General features: G+C 56.8%; 15 protein-coding genes. 10 read left to right on the top strand and 5 right to left on the bottom strand.

The window, feature by feature from the left end; all coding sequences use genetic code 11:
- Nucleotides 1-48: 48 nt before the first annotated feature.
- Nucleotides 49-837 carry a molybdenum-dependent transcriptional regulator gene (modE, locus tag ACLJPQ_RS02615; protein ID WP_001147416.1) on the bottom strand — a complete coding sequence of 263 codons (789 nt, stop codon included), beginning with the start codon at nucleotides 835-837 and terminating at the stop codon, nucleotides 49-51.
- A 128-nt stretch (nucleotides 838-965) separates the two neighbouring features.
- Here modE and ACLJPQ_RS02610 point away from each other — a divergent pair, with 128 nt between their 5' ends.
- The 4 genes from ACLJPQ_RS02610 to modC all read left to right on the top strand — a co-directional run bounded on the left by ACLJPQ_RS02610 (nucleotide 966) and on the right by modC (nucleotide 3,805).
- Nucleotides 966-1,115 carry an AcrZ family multidrug efflux pump-associated protein gene (locus ACLJPQ_RS02610; RefSeq protein ID WP_000891513.1) on the top strand — a complete coding sequence of 50 codons (150 nt, stop codon included), beginning with the start codon at nucleotides 966-968 and terminating at the stop codon, nucleotides 1,113-1,115.
- Between the two features lie 166 nt (nucleotides 1,116-1,281).
- A complete protein-coding gene (gene modA / locus ACLJPQ_RS02605) occupies nucleotides 1,282-2,055 on the top strand; it encodes a molybdate ABC transporter substrate-binding protein (protein ID WP_001522982.1) in 774 nt (257 codons plus the stop codon).
- Nucleotides 2,055-2,744 carry a molybdate ABC transporter permease subunit gene (gene modB / locus ACLJPQ_RS02600; RefSeq protein WP_000604026.1) on the top strand — a complete coding sequence of 230 codons (690 nt, stop codon included), beginning with the start codon at nucleotides 2,055-2,057 and terminating at the stop codon, nucleotides 2,742-2,744. The genes modA and modB overlap by 1 nt, the downstream gene beginning before the upstream one ends.
- 2 nt (nucleotides 2,745-2,746) lie before the next feature.
- On the top strand, nucleotides 2,747-3,805 hold the full coding sequence (modC, locus tag ACLJPQ_RS02595; RefSeq protein WP_080185155.1) for a molybdenum ABC transporter ATP-binding protein ModC: 1,059 nt from the start codon (nucleotides 2,747-2,749) through the stop codon (nucleotides 3,803-3,805).
- Here the strand turns inward: modC and ACLJPQ_RS02590 are convergent, their stop codons facing one another.
- A complete protein-coding gene (locus tag ACLJPQ_RS02590) occupies nucleotides 3,806-4,624 on the bottom strand; it encodes a pyridoxal phosphatase (protein WP_080185162.1) in 819 nt (272 codons plus the stop codon). It abuts the gene before it with no gap.
- A gap of 163 nt (nucleotides 4,625-4,787) precedes the next feature.
- Between ACLJPQ_RS02590 and pgl the strand changes: the two genes are divergently transcribed.
- Nucleotides 4,788-5,783, top strand: a complete 996-nt coding sequence (gene pgl / locus ACLJPQ_RS02585) for a 6-phosphogluconolactonase (RefSeq protein WP_000815468.1) — start codon at nucleotides 4,788-4,790, stop codon at nucleotides 5,781-5,783.
- Between the two features lie 143 nt (nucleotides 5,784-5,926).
- On the opposite strand, the gene ACLJPQ_RS02580 is transcribed toward pgl, so the two are convergent.
- A complete protein-coding gene (locus tag ACLJPQ_RS02580) occupies nucleotides 5,927-7,210 on the bottom strand; it encodes a putative acyl-CoA thioester hydrolase (protein WP_001094776.1) in 1,284 nt (427 codons plus the stop codon).
- Nucleotides 7,211-7,447: 237 nt separating this feature from the next.
- Between ACLJPQ_RS02580 and hutI the strand changes: the two genes are divergently transcribed.
- The 5 genes from hutI (at nucleotide 7,448) to hutH (ending at nucleotide 13,783) form a co-directional block, all read left to right on the top strand.
- Nucleotides 7,448-8,671, top strand: a complete 1,224-nt coding sequence (hutI, locus tag ACLJPQ_RS02575) for an imidazolonepropionase (protein WP_080185156.1) — start codon at nucleotides 7,448-7,450, stop codon at nucleotides 8,669-8,671.
- Complete coding sequence (hutG, locus tag ACLJPQ_RS02570; protein WP_001616913.1) at nucleotides 8,668-9,609, top strand: formimidoylglutamase; 942 nt, start codon at nucleotides 8,668-8,670, stop codon at nucleotides 9,607-9,609. The genes hutI and hutG overlap by 4 nt, the downstream gene beginning before the upstream one ends.
- A gap of 44 nt (nucleotides 9,610-9,653) precedes the next feature.
- A complete protein-coding gene (locus tag ACLJPQ_RS02565) occupies nucleotides 9,654-10,379 on the top strand; it encodes a histidine utilization repressor (RefSeq protein ID WP_000287413.1) in 726 nt (241 codons plus the stop codon).
- 196 nt (nucleotides 10,380-10,575) lie between these two features.
- Nucleotides 10,576-12,261 carry a urocanate hydratase gene (hutU, locus tag ACLJPQ_RS02560; protein WP_001115209.1) on the top strand — a complete coding sequence of 562 codons (1,686 nt, stop codon included), beginning with the start codon at nucleotides 10,576-10,578 and terminating at the stop codon, nucleotides 12,259-12,261.
- 1 nt (nucleotide 12,262) lies between these two features.
- Nucleotides 12,263-13,783 carry a histidine ammonia-lyase gene (gene hutH / locus ACLJPQ_RS02555; RefSeq protein ID WP_023231412.1) on the top strand — a complete coding sequence of 507 codons (1,521 nt, stop codon included), beginning with the start codon at nucleotides 12,263-12,265 and terminating at the stop codon, nucleotides 13,781-13,783.
- Nucleotides 13,784-13,867: 84 nt separating this feature from the next.
- Here the strand turns inward: hutH and ACLJPQ_RS02550 are convergent, their stop codons facing one another.
- Both ACLJPQ_RS02550 and bioA read right to left on the bottom strand, forming a co-directional pair.
- Nucleotides 13,868-14,344 carry a kinase inhibitor gene (locus tag ACLJPQ_RS02550; RefSeq protein ID WP_000767403.1) on the bottom strand — a complete coding sequence of 159 codons (477 nt, stop codon included), beginning with the start codon at nucleotides 14,342-14,344 and terminating at the stop codon, nucleotides 13,868-13,870.
- Between the two features lie 57 nt (nucleotides 14,345-14,401).
- Nucleotides 14,402-15,691, bottom strand: coding sequence for an adenosylmethionine--8-amino-7-oxononanoate transaminase (gene bioA / locus ACLJPQ_RS02545; protein WP_000205503.1), 1,290 nt, complete (start codon nucleotides 15,689-15,691; stop codon nucleotides 14,402-14,404).
- Nucleotides 15,692-15,752 lie beyond the last annotated feature (61 nt).

The following is a 15,752-nucleotide window of genomic DNA, read 5'->3' as shown; positions in this document are numbered from 1 at the left end:
AGCGATGAATGACAGGGATACGTCTTTCGGCAACGGATGTCAATGTGCTTAGCACAACGTTGCAATAATCACTCTGTCCGCATTAAACCAGGCAATCACGTCATCGCCTTCCTTTAACGTGGCGGCATCCGCAGTCGGTATCGTGGCGCACAGCGTCTGGCCGTCCGGCAGCGCCATCAACACTTCACACTGTTCCGCGCCGCGCTCGATATGGCTGATCGTTCCCGACAACTGATTGTCAGCGGCGCGCGCAACGGCTGCATCCCGGGTAATGCCAACCCACGGCGCTTTTAGCAGGATCAGCACTTCTTTACCTTCCTCCAGGCCGAGACGCTCGCCGCTTTGCGCCGTCAGCGCGACTTTGAGCCGCGTTTTGCCGTCGGCCAGCAGCACATCGACATGCTGTTGCACCTGATCGCGATCGCGGGCGGTAATGGTGCCGAACCACTGATTTCGGGCGCTGGTTTGCAGTGAAAAGCGGGAGATAGCGGCCAGCAGACTGTCAAGCGGCAGGGCGTCATCGTCGCTTAACACATCGAACGCTTTTTGCTGAATTTGGCCCAGCAAATCGTAAAGCTGGATCAGACGCTGGCCATAGCGGGTTAATACCGCGCCGCCGCCGCCTTTGCCGCCCGTTGCGCGTTCAACCAGCATATGTTCGCTAAGCTGGTTCATGTCGTTTATCGCATCCCAGGCGCTCTTATAGCTGATTCCCGCGTCTTTCGCGCCCTGACTAATCGAGCCGGAAAGCGCAATGTGTTTCAGCAGAGAGATACGTCGGGGATCGGCAAAAAGCTTTTGCTGAAGTTTCAGGGTAAGAAGGATTTCGGCCTGCATAACCAGCTCCTGGTAAAAAGACTATTGTGACTGAAAAGCGCGTCAGCGCAAAGCCGACCGCACAAAAGGGGAGTGCTTTTCTGTGTGATGCGGTTAAAATACAAAAAGGACTATATCTGGAGTTGCCCATGTTAGAGTTATTAAAAAGTCTGGTATTCGCCGTCATCATGGTACCGGTAGTGATGGCCATCATCCTCGGTCTGATTTACGGTCTGGGTGAGGTGTTCAACATTTTTTCCGGTATCGGTCAGAAAGACCAGTCCAGACAGAACCGCTGATTTCCCCAAACGCCCGCTCAGTCGGGCGTTTTTGTTACTCAAGATCCTGCTTTTCCTGCCGATATTTTCTGTGTTTAATCGTTAATGGGTATGAATAACCGCTGGGAAACCCCTGAGATTATCGTTATATTATCGTTTACATAACGAAACGCACAAGGAGTTACAGATGGCGCATTCCTGGTTACGCCTGGTCGCAGGGGCGACATTATCTTTCGTCATCGCTGGTCATGCGCTGGCGGATGAAGGCAAGATCACCGTATTTGCCGCCGCGTCGCTAACGAACGCGATGCAAGACATTGCGGCAGAATATAAAAAAGAGAAAAATGTGGATGTGGTTTCCTCATTCGCCTCCTCTTCAACGCTGGCGCGCCAGATAGAAGCGGGCGCGCCGGCGGATCTGTTCATCTCTGCTGACCAGAAATGGATGGATTACGCAGCCGATAAAAAAGCGGTGGATACCACGACGCGCGAAACATTGCTTGGCAATAGCCTGGTGGTGGTGGCGCCGAAAGCCAGCGAGCAGAAACCGTTTACCATCGACAACAAAACGGACTGGATTCGTCTGCTGAACGGCGGGCGTCTGGCGGTGGGCGATCCGCAACACGTACCGGCGGGAATTTATGCCAAAGAAGCGCTGCAAAAGTTGGGCGCATGGCAAACGCTTGAACCGAAACTGGCGCCGGGCGAGGATGTGCGCGGCGCGTTGGCGCTGGTCGAACGTAACGAAGCGCCTTTGGGCATTGTATACGGTTCTGATGCGGTCGCCAGCAAAGGGGTCAACGTGGTGGCGACGTTCCCGGAAGATTCACATAAAAAAGTGGAATACCCCATCGCTATCGTGGAGGGGCATAAAAATGCGGCCGTCAGCGCGTTCTATGATTACCTGAAAGGACCGCAGGCCTCGGCAATCTTTAAACGTTATGGATTTACGACGAAGTAATGATACTGACCGATCCAGAATGGCAGGCTGTCCTTCTTAGCCTGAAAGTGTCTTCCCTGGCCGTGCTGTTTAGCCTGCCGTTTGGGATCTTTTTTGCCTGGTTACTGGTGCGATGCCGGTTTCCGGGCAAAGCCTTACTTGATAGCGTCCTGCATCTGCCGCTGGTGCTGCCGCCGGTGGTGGTCGGCTATCTGCTGCTGGTGTCGATGGGGCGACGCGGGTTTATTGGCCAGTGGCTGTATGACTGGTTCGGTCTCACGTTTGCCTTTAGCTGGCGCGGCGCCGTGCTGGCGGCGGCGGTGATGTCCTTCCCGCTGATGGTGCGGGCCATTCGGCTGGCGCTGGAGGGGGTGGATATCAAGCTTGAACAGGCCGCCAGAACGCTGGGCGCCGGGCGCTGGCGCGTTTTTCTGACTATCACCTTACCGCTTACCCTGCCGGGCATTATTGTCGGTACGGTGCTGGCGTTTGCCCGTTCGCTTGGCGAATTTGGCGCGACCATTACCTTTGTTTCTAATATTCCGGGCGAAACCCGCACCATACCTTCCGCCATGTATACCTTGATCCAGACGCCGGGCGGGGAGAGCGCGGCGGCGAGGCTGTGCGTGATTTCGATTGTATTAGCGCTGATTTCGCTGTTGATTTCTGAATGGCTGGCGCGGATTAGCCGTGAACGGACGGGGCGCTAACCATGCTGGAGCTTAATTTTTCCCAGACGCTGGGAATGCACTGTTTAACCCTCAACGAAACGCTGCCAGCCAGTGGGATCACGGTTATCTTTGGCGTCTCCGGCGCGGGAAAAACCTCGCTGATTAATGCCATCAGCGGTTTGACTCGCCCGCAAAAAGGACGCATCGCGCTGAATGGCCGGGTGTTGCATGACGCGGAAAACGGTATCTGTTTAACGCCGGAAAAGCGCCGCATCGGTTATGTTTTCCAGGATGCGCGCCTGTTCCCCCATTACAAAGTACGCGGCAATTTGCGCTACGGCATGGCGAAAAGCATGACCGGTCAGTTTGATAAGCTGGTGTCGCTGCTGGGAATTGAAGCGTTGCTTGATCGCCTGCCGGGGAGCTTGTCCGGCGGAGAAAAACAGCGCGTAGCGATAGGCCGGGCATTGCTCACCGCCCCGGAGTTGCTGCTGTTGGACGAACCGTTGGCCTCGCTGGATATCCCGCGTAAACGCGAATTACTGCCGTACCTGCAACGGCTGGCGCGAGAAATCAATATTCCCATGCTGTATGTCAGCCATTCTCTCGATGAAATTCTCCACCTGGCGGATAAAGTCATGGTGCTGGAGGATGGACAGGTTAAAGCGTTTGGCCCGCTGGAGGAGGTCTGGGGAAGCAGTGTTATGCACCCGTGGCTGCCGAAAGAGCAACAGAGCAGTATTCTGAAAGTCAGCGTGCTGGAGCATCACCCGCATTATGCCATGACCGCTTTGGCGCTTGGCGACCAGCACCTGTGGGTAAATAAACTCAATCAGCCGCTGCAATCCACACTGCGTATTCGTATACAGGCGTCGGATGTCTCGCTGGTACTACAGCCGCCGCAGCAGACCAGTATCCGCAACGTATTACGGGCAAAAGTGGCGAATTGTTATGACGATAACGGGCAGGTGGAAGTCCAGCTTGAAATAGGCGGCAGAACGCTGTGGGCGCGAATAAGCCCGTGGGCCAGGGATGAGCTGAGTATCAAGCCTGGCCTGTGGCTTTACGCGCAGGTGAAAAGTGTTTCTATCACCGCCTGACTATAGCAGGTGGGTGTAAATAAATTTGGCGATGCTATCGGTAGTGTTATCGCCGATCACAACGTCAGCGCGCGCTTTCACCGCCTCATCGGCGTTGCCCATCGCAACGCCGGTGCCTGCCGCCTCCAGCATACTGATGTCGTTGTAGTTATCGCCGAAAGCGATCACATTTTTCATTGACCCTCCCTGCGCTTCTATCCACTGGGTAAGGCGCTTGCCTTTACTGTTGCCTTTGCGCGCGATATCCACCTGATCGTGCCATGACCATTCGCACTCCAGGCCAAGCGCCTGTTCAACATGCTGACCGAACCGCTGTAGCCTGGGAATATCTTCATCGGTAAGCGCAAACTTCCACACGGCATTCACGTCGCGCGCCGCCTGCGCTAACGAAGAGACCTGTGTAAAGGTCGGACGTTGTTCCGGCGGCAAGGTCTGCGCCCACCGGGAGGTACGCACGACGTGGCCGGTTGGGTGTTCGTAAAGCATAGCGTCATCAACATACATCAGGCCGTGAATCTGATGCTCATCCAGTAAATCAATCAACTGCAACGCCTTATCCACGGGCATAGGATCGGCATCCAGGACAGTTTTAGCTTGATAATCATACAAATAGGTGCCGTTGCAGCAAATAGCAGGTGTTTCCAGCGCCAGCGCCTGATAAAAAGGATGAATAGCAACGTGATGGCGACCAGTGACAATGATAAGTTGAAAGCCCGCCTCTTTGGCACGTGATAGCGCGTCAAGCGAGGAGGTGAGTAAGGTTTTATGCGGGGTTAATAACGTTCCGTCTAAATCGAGGGCAATCACGCGTGCAGTCATAATTTTTTCCAGATTAAGAGTAATAATTCCGTCTGTCGGCATGGTACACCGGGACGGTAAGCAGACAAAATTCTGCGTCTGAATTCAGCATTCGCCGTCAAAAGCGACTACGTTAAGCTGTGTCCTGTTATTGCAGCTACATGCCATATGCAAAGGAGTATTCATGAAACAAACAGTCTATACCGCCAGCCCTGAGAGTCAGCAAATTCACGTCTGGAGCCTGAACCACGAAGGGACGCTGACGCTGGTGCAGGTCGTGGATGTGCCCGGTCAGGTTCAGCCGATGGTGGTCAGTCCGGATAAACGCTACCTCTATGTCGGCGTGCGCCCGGAGTTTCGTGTCCTGGCGTATCGTATTGCGCCGGATGATGGCGCGCTGACGTTTGCTGCCGAATCCGCCCTGCCGGGTAGCCCGACCCATATTTCTACCGATCATCATGGTCGTTTTGTCTTTGTCGGATCGTATAACGCCGGTAATGTCAGCGTGACGCGCTTACAGGATGGTCTGCCGGTTGAGCTGGTGGATGTGGTGGAAGGGCTGGACGGCTGCCACTCGGCAAATATTACGCCTGATAACCGTACCCTGTGGGTGCCTGCGCTAAAACAGGATCGCATTTGTCTGTTTACGCTAAGCGATGACGGCCATCTGGTGGCCCAGGAGCCGGCGGAAGTAAATACAGTCGAAGGGGCAGGCCCGCGTCATATGGTCTTCCACCCGAATCGACAATATGCGTATTGCGTCAATGAACTGAACAGTTCGGTGGATGTCTGGCAGCTTAAAAATCCGCATGGCGAGATAGAGTGCGTACAAACCCTGGATATGATGCCCGCCGATTTTTCCGATACCCGTTGGGCGGCGGATATTCATATTACGCCGGATGGACGGCATCTGTATGCCTGTGACCGCACCGCCAGTCTGATTACCGTCTTTAGTGTCTCCGAAGACGGCAGCGTACTTAGCGTTGAAGGCTTCCAGCCGACGGAAGCTCAACCGCGCGGCTTTAATATCGACAATAGCGGAAAATACCTGATTGCTGCGGGTCAAAAATCACATCATATCGCGGTCTATGAAATTACGGGCACTCAGGGGTTGCTGACGGAAAAAGGTCGTTATGCCGTCGGCCAGGGGCCAATGTGGGTTGTGGTGAACGCGTACTAAAGCGCTGTGTGCCGGAGGGCGGCGGGCTGGAGCTCACCAGAGCAGGATGCCTGATTAATTTCGATAAACATCGCTTGCAGTAAAACCACGGGCCGCCACATCTGCTGCGGCGGCCCGTTTATAAGCCTGAACCGGAACGGCGATTACTGCTTAGGTTCCGCCACTACTTTACTGCCTACACCGCGGTTGTTGTATTCCCACATGCGGTTGTAGTTAGTGTCGTTCAGATTACGCTGCACCTCGTCTTTGTCATCCACGGTTCCCGTATTTCCGGCAAACGGACGTTTCGAGATGACCGCGTCGGCCCACGGTTTGGCAACGTTGAAGCCCTCGTTAATCACGCTGTCGCGGATCACGACCTGACCGTTGGTGTTGGCGTCGACATCCAGCGAGCGGCCAAGCTGCGCAACGCCATCGCCGGAGGCGTTAAAGCGGCTGTTGATCGCCAAAAAGCCATAGTAAATATTGGACAGCGTCGCCGGGGCGAAGACGTAGGCTTCCTGCTGTGTGCGGGAGTTGACGACCTGGAAGTTGGTGTTATCGAACACCACGGCGCCGCGTCCGGAAACCATATCCACATCGCCTTCAATATAGCTGTTCGTCACCAGCGTACGCGGCTGACGATCGGTCTGCAGACGGTTCTGCACGCCGCTGTTGGTCACAAAGAAGGTGTTCTGGCGGCCAAGGATATTGACCTTGTTAATCTGGACTTTGTCGCCATCGGTACGCAACGCCACCGCCGGATGGTTTCCGGCATCGACGCTGTCGCCTAGCGTGTTCTCGATGGTCAGATTTTGTAGCTGCAGACCGTTATTCTGCGACCAGAACGCGGCAGAACACATTACACCGATCGTCGCGGCGTGTTTGCTTTGGCAGTTATCGAACATATACCAGGCGGGTTTACCAGGCATATATTTCCCGCCGGGATTCACCGCGCGGCGCCAGTCAGCGACGCTCATTTCACCATCAATCGCCATCCCAATTTTCACATCGATCGGTTTTTCACCGGTCCCGTACAGGGTCAGACTTCCCGGCGCGGCGGGAACATACACGGTCCCCTGATAGTCGCCCGGCATAATAGCAATGTACTGGCGTTTGTTCGTGCGTTTAACCATTGCCGCATCGACCGCGGCCTGAATCGAGGTGTGCGTAACGCCTGGCGTACCTGCCGGCCCCACCACAAAGTCAGGCTGTGCGGGCAGGGTAATCGGCGACGGCGACCACGGGGCGGTATTCGGCGTCAGGGAGGCAAAATAGCGCGCCGCAACGAAGTTTTTCGCTTCATTTGCCGACAGAATTGGGCGCGAGGCGGTGCCAGGCGCGGTTTGATCGGAAGGGATCTGATCGGGTGGCGTAGAGCTACAGGCGCTCAGCGTCACGCCAAAAGCCAGTGCCAGCGCCAGACGGGAAACCGATAATGTATTCACAGGTTGCTCCGGGCTTGAAAAAGTTAAATGACATCCATTGAAGCCTGCTTTTTTATACTAAGTTGAACGAAACGGGAAGGCGAAAAGGTAAAAAGTTCCTTTTCAGGCTGGAAACACCTGTAGCATCAGATAGTTTTATCACAATTAAGCAACAACTTTCGCGCTTTGAGTTGACAATCCGGAGCAGAAAGAAAATAAATGTCTATACAACTCATGACAGGCAAGAGAGCGACAGGAATGCGGCAACTTTTACCGGGCGATACTGTCTGGCGAAACATCAGGCTGGCGACAATGGACCCGCAGCGGCAAGCCCCGTACGGGCTGGTAGATAACCAGGCGCTGATTGTACGCGAAGGGCATATTTGCGATATCGTGCCAGAGACGCAGCTTCCTGTCAGCGGGGGCAATATCCATGATATGCAGGGACGACTGGTAACCCCGGGACTTATCGATTGCCACACGCATCTGGTGTTTGCCGGTAACCGCGCCGCAGAGTGGGAGCAGCGGCTTAACGGCGCGTCATACCAGCATATTAGCGCTCAGGGCGGCGGCATTAACGCGACGGTATCAGCAACCCGCGCCTGTGCGGAGGAGACGCTCTACCTGCTGGCGCGCGAACGCATGATGCGCCTTGCCAGCGAAGGCGTTACGCTGCTGGAGATTAAATCCGGCTATGGTCTGGAGCTGGCGACAGAAGAAAAGCTGTTGCGCGTTGCTGCAAAACTTGCCGCCGAAAACGCTATCGACATTAGCCCCACGCTATTGGCCGCTCATGCTACGCCAGCGGAGTATCGTGACGACCCGGACGGCTACATCACTTTGGTCTGCGAGACGATGATTCCGCAGCTCTGGCAAAAAGGGTTATTTGATGCGGTAGACCTCTTTTGCGAGAGCGTCGGTTTTAATGTGGCCCAGAGTGAGCGCGTGTTGCAGACGGCGAAGGCGTTAGGTATTCCCGTTAAAGGCCATGTTGAGCAGCTTTCGCTGTTGGGCGGCGCGCAGTTGGTGAGCCGTTATCAGGGTTTATCGGCGGATCATATCGAATATCTTGATGAAGCGGGCGTCGCGGCGATGCGTGACGGCGGTACTGTCGGCGTATTATTGCCCGGCGCGTTTTATTTTCTGCGCGAGACGCAGCGCCCGCCGGTAGAACTGCTGCGCCGCTATCAGGTGCCTGTCGCCGTCGCCAGCGATTTCAATCCCGGCACCAGCCCGTTTTGCAGTTTGCATCTGGCGATGAATATGGCCTGCGTACAGTTTGGTCTGACGCCGGAAGAGGCATGGGCGGGCGTTACGCGCCATGCCGCTCGCGCGCTGGGAAGACAGGCGACGCATGGGCAGCTCAGGGCCGGCTACCGGGCGGATTTTGTGGTGTGGGATGCTGAACAGCCGGTAGAGATTGTGTATGAGCCGGGGCGTAACCCTTTATATCAGCGGGTATACAGAGGAAAAATCTCATGACGCAATGGTATCCGGCTTCTCCGGCGCTCTGGCAGGGGCGCGATGACAGTATAGAAGCGCCGGATGCGCGGCGTCTGTTTCAGACCGTCACGCGCAGCGAGACCTTTTCCCCCGAAAACTGGCAGCAAAAGATCGCGTTAATGGGATTTGCCTGCGACGAGGGGGTAAAACGCAATGCAGGTCGTCCCGGCGCGGCAGGCGGCCCGGACGCGTTGCGTAAAGCGCTGGCGAATATGGCCAGCCACCAGGGACATGAACGGCTGGTGGATTTAGGCAATTGGGTTGCGCCGACGCCCGATCTGGAAGGCGCGCAGCAGGCCTTGCGCGATGCGGTAAGCCGCTGTCTGCGGGCCGGGATGCGCACGCTGGTACTGGGCGGCGGGCATGAAACCGCGTTTGGACACGGCGCGGGGGTGCTGGACGCGTTTGCGCAGGAAAGCGTAGGGATCATTAATCTTGATGCGCATCTGGATCTCCGTCAGACCGACCGGGCAACATCCGGGACGCCGTTTCGTCAACTGGCGCAGCTATGCGACGCGCAGAGCCGCGCGTTTCATTATGCCTGTTTCGGCGTGAGCCGTGCGGCGAATACGCAGGCGTTGTGGCGGGAAGCGCAGTGGCGGAATGTTACCGTGGTGGAGGATCTTGACTGCCATGACGCGCTGGCGCAGATGACGCAGTTTATCGACAAGGTGGATAAAATTTATCTGACTATCGATCTCGACGTATTGCCTGTCTGGGAAATGCCGGCCGTCTCCGCTCCCGCAGCGCTGGGCGTGCCGCTGATACAGGTTCTGCGTTTAATTGAGCCGGTTTGCCGTAGCGGAAAATTACAGGCGGCGGATCTGGTTGAATTTAATCCACGCTTTGATGAAGATGGCGCAGCGGCGCGCGTGGCGGCGCGGCTTGGCTGGCAAATCGCGCACTGGTGGCGTTAATCTGTCATCCGGAAAACACTCTCCGCATAAGGAAGGCTTCACGCATGTATTCATCCCGCTCCCGTTCTGCGCCTGCGCCTTTTTACGAAACGGTGAAACAGGACATCTGTAAAAAAATAGCCGGCGGCGTCTGGCAGCCGCACGATCGCATTCCGTCGGAAGCTGAACTGGTCGCTCAGTATGGCTTTAGCCGAATGACCATCAACCGGGCGCTGCGTGAGCTGACGGATGAAGGGTGGCTGGTGCGTTTACAGGGCGTGGGGACGTTTGTTGCCGAACCAAAAGGCCAGTCCGCGCTGTTTGAAGTCCGCAGTATCGCCGAGGAGATTGCCGCCCGCCGTCATCAGCATCGTTGTGAGGTGCTCACGCTGGAGCGTGTGCGGGCAAACGCCATCCAGGCCAGCGCTCTCAACGTCAATGAGAGCGATGTCATTTTCCATTCCATCATGGTGCATTATGAAAACGATCTGCCGGTACAAATTGAAGATCGCTGCGTGAATGCGGATATAGCCGTGGATTACCTGACGCAGGATTACCGTCAGACCACGCCGCACGCTTATTTGTCGCGGATCGCGCCGCTAACGGAAGGGGAACATATTGTGGAGGCGGTGCGCGCCACGGCGCAAGAGTGCGCGTGGTTAACTATCAAAGAGCATGAGCCTTGTCTGCTCATTCGTCGTACAACCTGGTCCGCGTCGCGGATTGTTTCTCACGCCCGTTTACTTTTCCCCGGGTCGCGCTACCGGCTACAGGGACGATTTATCTCCTGAGCGGACTGCTGCCGGAAAACGTGATTGCTGACACAATATAACAAAATTGTATCATTTTTGTTAATTCTATTCTTGTGCTTACTTGTATAGACAAGTATATGTCTGATTCTTATCTGTGGGTCTGCGGCGGTGCCTGATAGTGGCGTTTTAGCGTTATTTGGCGATAGCAGACCGATAATAATGAGGAGTCATTGCTATGCCTGAAAGCAAGTATCGTCAGCAGACTATCCGCGCGCCCCGAGGCACGGTATTAACGGCGAAAAGCTGGCTGACAGAAGCCCCGCTGCGGATGTTAATGAATAATCTCGATCCTGACGTGGCGGAAAATCCGCATGAGCTGGTGGTCTACGGCGGGATTGGTCGCGCCGCTCGCAACTGGGAATGCTATGACGCTATTGTTGATGCGCTCACCCGGCTGGAGGCGGACGAAACGTTGCTTATTCAGTCTGGCAAACCGGTCGGCGTATTTAAAACGCACGACAACGCGCCGCGGGTATTAATCGCCAACTCCAACCTGGTTCCCCACTGGGCGACATGGGAACACTTTAACGAACTGGATGCGAAAGGGCTGGCGATGTACGGTCAGATGACGGCCGGAAGCTGGATCTATATCGGCAGCCAGGGAATCGTGCAGGGAACATACGAAACCTTTGTCGAGGCGGGGCGTCAGCACTATAACGGCACGCTGGCGGGACGCTGGGTGCTGACCGCCGGACTGGGCGGCATGGGCGGCGCGCAACCGCTAGCCGCGACGCTGGCCGGAGCGTGTTCGCTGACGATTGAATGCCAGCAAAGCCGTATCGATTTTCGTCTGCGTACTCGTTACGTGGATGAGCAGGCCGCCACGCTGGATGACGCGCTGGCCCGCATTACGCGCTACACCCGCGAGGGGAAAGCCGTGTCCGTCGCCCTGTGCGCGAACGCGGCGGATATCCTGCCGGAACTGGTTAATCGCGGCGTGCGCCCGGACCTGGTGACCGATCAGACCAGCGCCCACGATCCGCTACATGGCTATTTACCCTCCGGCTGGCGCTGGGAGGAGTATCAGAAAAACGCGCAATCCGATCCCCACGGGACGATGCAGGCAGCGAAACGTTCCATGGCGGCGCATGTTCGGGCGATGCTGGCGTTCAGTAAAATGGGCGTGCCGACCTTTGACTATGGCAACAATATTCGTCAGATGGCGAAAGAGATGGGGGTGGAAAACGCCTTTGATTTTCCGGGATTTGTGCCAGCCTATATTCGTCCGCTGTTCTGTCGTGGCATCGGGCCGTTTCGCTGGGTGGCGCTGTCCGGCGATCCGCAGGATATCTATAAAACCGATGCCAAAGTCAAAGAGATAGTGGCTGAGGATAAACATCTGCATCACTGGCTGGATATGGCGCGCGAGCGCATTCATTTTCAGGGGTTACCGGCGCGTATCTGCTGGGTAGGCCTGGAGTGGCGGCAAAAACTGGGGCTGGCGTTCAACGAAATGGTGCGTTGCGGCGAGGTATCCGCGCCCATTGTGATTGGCCGCGATCACCTGGATTCCGGTTCTGTCGCCAGCCCTAACCGTGAAACCGAAGCGATGCGCGACGGTTCCGACGCGGTTTCCGACTGGCCGCTGTTAAATGCGTTGCTGAATACCGCCAGCGGGGCGACATGGGTATCGCTCCATCATGGCGGCGGGGTGGGAATGGGGTTTTCGCAACACGCCGGTATGGTGATTGTCTGTGATGGCACTGACGAGGCCGCCGCGCGTATTCGCCGCGTGTTACACAACGATCCGGCGACGGGCGTCATGCGCCATGCCGATGCCGGATATGATCTCGCGGTGGAATGCGCTGTTGAGCAAGGTCTGAATTTACCGATGGTTGCGGCGACGCAGGGGAAAGGCTGATATGAACACCATGACACTCACTCCGGGGCAGTTAAGCCTCTCTCAACTGTACGATGTCTGGCGTCATCCGGTACAGCTTCGGCTGGACGCCAGCGCCATTGACGGCATTAACGCCAGCGTCGCGTGCGTCAATGATATCGTTGCCGAAGGGCGTACCGCCTACGGCATCAACACCGGTTTCGGCCTGCTGGCGCAGACGCGCATCGCTGATGAAGACTTGCAAAATCTACAGCGATCGTTGGTGTTGTCTCACGCCGCGGGCGTAGGCGACCCACTGGATGACGCGATGGTGCGTCTGATTATGGTATTGAAAATCAATAGCCTGGCGCGCGGGTTTTCCGGGATTCGGTTGAGCGTGATAGAGGCGCTCATCGCTCTGGTGAATGCCGGCGTGTATCCGCTGATTCCGGCAAAAGGCTCGGTTGGCGCGTCGGGCGACTTAGCGCCGCTGGCGCATCTGTCGCTGACGCTGCTTGGCGAAGGAAAAGCGCGCTGGCAGGGCGAATGGCTTCCGGCGCAGACGGCGCTAAAAAAGGCCGGACTGGAGCCTGTCGCGCTGGCGGCCAAAGAGGGGCTGGCGCTGCTTAACGGCACCCAGGCATCAACGGCCTTCGCGCTGCGCGGTTTGTTTGAGGCACAGGAGTTATTTGCCTCCGCCGTTGTCTGCGGCGCGCTGACTACCGAAGCCGTACTGGGATCGCGCCGTCCTTTTGATGCGCGCATTCATGCCGCGCGCGGACAACAGGGGCAAATTGACGCCGCGCGGTTGTTCCGGCATCTGTTGACCGATACCAGTGCTATTGCTGAATCACATCACCACTGTCATAAAGTTCAGGACCCGTATTCCCTTCGCTGCCAGCCGCAGGTAATGGGCGCTTGTCTGACCCAGTTACGTCAGACGAAAGAGGTACTGCTGGCTGAGGCCAACGCGGTATCCGATAATCCGCTGGTCTTTGCCGAGGCGGGGGAGGTGATCTCCGGCGGTAACTTCCATGCTGAACCGGTTGCCATGGCGGCGGATAATCTGGCGCTGGCGATAGCGGAAATCGGCGCGCTATCGGAGCGGCGCATCGCGCTGATGATGGATAAACATATGTCGCAGTTACCGCCGTTCCTGGTAAAAAATGGCGGCGTTAATTCCGGTTTTATGATTGCCCAGGTCACCGCCGCGGCGCTCGCCAGCGAGAATAAAGCGCTGGCGCACCCGCACAGCGTGGATAGCCTGCCGACCTCGGCGAATCAGGAAGATCATGTCTCAATGGCCCCGGCGGCAGGGCGGCGACTCTGGGAAATGGCGGCGAATACCCGCGGCATCATTGCCGTGGAGTGGCTGGCGGCCTGTCAGGGGATAGATTTACGGGAAGGGTTAACCTCCAGCCCGTTACTGGAACAGGCGCGGCAGACACTGCGCGAGCGGGTGGCGCACTATACGCAGGATCGTTTTTTCGCACCCGATATTGAGTGTGCGACGGCGCTGCTGGCGCAAGGCGCGTTACAGCGTCTGGTGCCGGACTTTATGTGAATGCTGCCGGATGGCGCGGCGCTTATTCGGCTTACCCAACCCGTTGGTAGGGTAAGACGTTTACGCCGCCATCCGGCACAGCGTTTAACTGAACATCGCCGTGATCGAGGCGCTGGCGAGCGAATGGAAATGCACGTTAAAGCCGACCATCGCGCCGCTGGCGTCTTCATCAACGTCAAGACGCTCGACGTCCAGCGCGTGAACCGTAAAGATATAGCGGTGCGTTTCCCCTTTAGGCGGCGCCGCGCCGCCGTAGCCCGCTTTACCGAAATCGGTACGCGTCTGAATGACGCCGTCTGGTACGGCCACCAGGCCTGAGCCGAACCCCTGGGTCAGTACGCGCGTATCCGCCGGGAGGTTCACCACCACCCAGTGCCACCAGCCGGAGCCGGTCGGCGCGTCGGGATCGTAACAGGTCACGACAAAACTTTTGGTGCCCATCGGCACGTCGTCCCAGGCCAGATGCGGCGAAATATTATCGCCATCATAGCCCATACCGTTAAAAACGTGGCGATGAGGAAGTTTATCTCCATCGCGCAAATCGTTGCTGATAAGTTTCATGCGCTCTCCTTTTGACTCACCAGAAGTGTAGCCAGAAGCAGCATCGCTTACCGCTGATTAATGGCTAAAAAATGTTTCATTGTGTACCGCGTCATTGACCGCCTGGGTCAAACGGCGCAGTTGATCCGGACGAATAATGTAGGGCGGCATCAGGTAGATTAGCTTGCCGAACGGCCTGATCCAGACGCCTTGCCCGACGAAGAAGCGTTGAAGCGCCGCCATATTGACCGGATGCGTGGTTTCAACCACCCCAATCGCGCCCAACACCCGCACATCCGCCACCCAGGGCGAACTTTGCGCGGGGGCTAACTCAGCGCGTAACTGAGACTCGATAGACGCCACCTGCTGACGCCATTCGCCGCTTTCCAGCAGCGTCAGGCTGGCGCAGGCGACGGCGCAGGCCAGCGGATTCCCCATAAACGTCGGGCCATGCATAAAACACCCCGCCTCGCCGTTGCTAATAGTCTCTGCAACCTGGCGTGTCGTGAGCGTTGCCGAGAGGGTCATGGTGCCGCCGGTTAAGGCTTTGCCGAGACACAGAATATCCGGCGCGATCCCGGCGTGCTCGCAGGCGAACAGTTTGCCGGTACGGCCAAACCCGGTGGCTATTTCATCGGCAATCAGCAGAATGCCTTCGCGATCGCACATGTTACGAATACGCCTGAGCCATTGTGGATGATATATGCGCATCCCGCCCGCGCCCTGAACGATAGGTTCCAGAATCACGGCGGCTATTTCATGGCGATGCGCGGCCATCAGGCGGGCAAATGGCGCGATGTCGCTTTCATCCCATTCGCCATCCATCCGGCTTTGCGGCGCCGGCGCGAACAGATTTTCCGGCAGATAGCCTTTCCACAAGCTGTGCATGGAGTTATCCGGATCGCACACCGACATCGCGCCGAACGTGTCGCCATGATAACCGTGGCGAAACGTCAGAAAACGCTGACGCGATTCGCCGCGCGCCTGCCAGTATTGCAGCGCCATCTTCATGGCCACTTCTACCGACACCGAACCAGAGTCGGCCAGAAAGACACACTCCAGCGGCTCAGGCGTTATCGCGACCAGCTTACGGCACAGATTCACCGCTGGTTGATGGGTTATGCCGCCGAACATGACATGCGACATGGCGTCAATTTGCGCTTTCATCGCCGCATTCAATTGCGGGTGGTTATAACCATGAATGGCCGCCCACCAGGAGGACATCCCCTCAATCAGGCGTTCGCCCGAGGCGAGAACCAGCTCGCAGCCTTCGGCCCGCTCAACGGGATATACCGGCAGCGGCGAGGTCATGGAAGTGTAAGGATGCCAAATATGGCGTTTATCGAAGGCCAGATCGTCCGTTGTCATAATCGACTTGTAAACCAAATTAAAAAGATTTAGGTTTACGAGTCTACACCATATCAAAAAC

It is taken from the genome of Salmonella sp. SAL04213 (genome assembly GCF_046550535.1).
Taxonomy (GTDB): domain Bacteria; phylum Pseudomonadota; class Gammaproteobacteria; order Enterobacterales; family Enterobacteriaceae; genus Salmonella; species Salmonella enterica.
The sequence above is the reverse complement of the archived record's forward strand: the minus strand, read 5'-3'. Positions and strand labels throughout refer to the sequence as shown.

Excerpts from the sequence above, each read along its gene's own strand:
- hutH (WP_023231412.1), top strand. The coding sequence starts at position 12,263 with ATGAACACCATGACACTCACTCCGGGGCAGTTAAGCCTCTCTCAACTG.
- bioA (WP_000205503.1), bottom strand. The coding sequence starts at position 15,691 with ATGACAACGGACGATCTGGCCTTCGATAAACGCCATATTTGGCATCCT.
- ACLJPQ_RS02565 (WP_000287413.1), top strand. The coding sequence starts at position 9,654 with ATGTATTCATCCCGCTCCCGTTCTGCGCCTGCGCCTTTTTACGAAACG.
- ACLJPQ_RS02590 (WP_080185162.1), bottom strand. The coding sequence starts at position 4,624 with ATGACTGCACGCGTGATTGCCCTCGATTTAGACGGAACGTTATTAACC.
- modC (WP_080185155.1), top strand. The coding sequence starts at position 2,747 with ATGCTGGAGCTTAATTTTTCCCAGACGCTGGGAATGCACTGTTTAACC.
- modE (WP_001147416.1), bottom strand. The coding sequence starts at position 837 with ATGCAGGCCGAAATCCTTCTTACCCTGAAACTTCAGCAAAAGCTTTTT.
- hutU (WP_001115209.1), top strand. The coding sequence starts at position 10,576 with ATGCCTGAAAGCAAGTATCGTCAGCAGACTATCCGCGCGCCCCGAGGC.
- hutI (WP_080185156.1), top strand. The coding sequence starts at position 7,448 with ATGCGGCAACTTTTACCGGGCGATACTGTCTGGCGAAACATCAGGCTG.
- hutG (WP_001616913.1), top strand. The coding sequence starts at position 8,668 with ATGACGCAATGGTATCCGGCTTCTCCGGCGCTCTGGCAGGGGCGCGAT.
- ACLJPQ_RS02610 (WP_000891513.1), top strand. The coding sequence starts at position 966 with ATGTTAGAGTTATTAAAAAGTCTGGTATTCGCCGTCATCATGGTACCG.
- modB (WP_000604026.1), top strand. The coding sequence starts at position 2,055 with ATGATACTGACCGATCCAGAATGGCAGGCTGTCCTTCTTAGCCTGAAA.
- pgl (WP_000815468.1), top strand. The coding sequence starts at position 4,788 with ATGAAACAAACAGTCTATACCGCCAGCCCTGAGAGTCAGCAAATTCAC.
- modA (WP_001522982.1), top strand. The coding sequence starts at position 1,282 with ATGGCGCATTCCTGGTTACGCCTGGTCGCAGGGGCGACATTATCTTTC.
- ACLJPQ_RS02550 (WP_000767403.1), bottom strand. The coding sequence starts at position 14,344 with ATGAAACTTATCAGCAACGATTTGCGCGATGGAGATAAACTTCCTCAT.